This is a genomic window from Bradyrhizobium campsiandrae (genome assembly GCF_014529705.1).
Taxonomy (GTDB): Bacteria; Pseudomonadota; Alphaproteobacteria; order Rhizobiales; family Xanthobacteraceae; genus Bradyrhizobium; species Bradyrhizobium campsiandrae.
The window spans coordinates 1-538 of sequence record NZ_JAANIH010000186.1 but is presented as its reverse complement, the minus strand read 5'-3'; the positions used below and the strand labels follow the sequence as shown (position 1 = coordinate 538).

At 53.3% G+C, this 538-nt stretch carries 1 protein-coding gene; it reads right to left on the bottom strand.

The genetic code is table 11. From position 1 onward, the window contains the following. Positions 1 to 225 precede the first annotated feature (225 nt). Positions 226 to 465: a twin-arginine translocation signal domain-containing protein gene (locus G8O24_RS47075; RefSeq protein WP_075260447.1), complete on the bottom strand. Its 240-nt coding sequence runs from the start codon at positions 463 to 465 to the stop codon at positions 226 to 228. Between the last annotated feature and the right edge of the window lie 73 nt (positions 466 to 538).

Here is a 538-nt window from a genome sequence, read left to right as displayed (position 1 = left end):
CTGGCATGTTCCAGATCACCACTGTGCCGTCGATGCCGCTCAAACCAGGTGCCGCTGGGCGTCCGGTTGCTGTTGTCGACGAGGAGGGCAATGAGGTCCCTGCGGGCAAAGAGGGCTTCCTCGTCCCCAAGTGAGCGCGTGTCGGCGAGATCAGGCTGCGACAGAATATGTGTGCCGTAGGAGTTGGCAAAATTGACCTGTTTATCTGTTTGGTGTGATCTACAGCTATTGGGCAAAATTCTTTGCAGCCTCAACTTCGTTGCTAGATTCGTTTGCGTAGTGATTGGCGGCCTGTTGGACGCTCTTCCCGCCATATTCGTGGTACCACTGAACGATCTTTCCAGAGTCACCAGGCATGGCGCTAGAATTTGAACCGGGTGAGAAACTATGGGTGTTTGATCCGCATCCGGTCAGGGCGGCAGCGGCAAGACCTGCGGATGCGTGAAGGAAGTGCCGGCGAGAGATTTTTCATGACAGTTAAATCCTCAAGCTGTTGAGTATTCATTACATTGAAACAGGCATTCGCTATGTGGATACC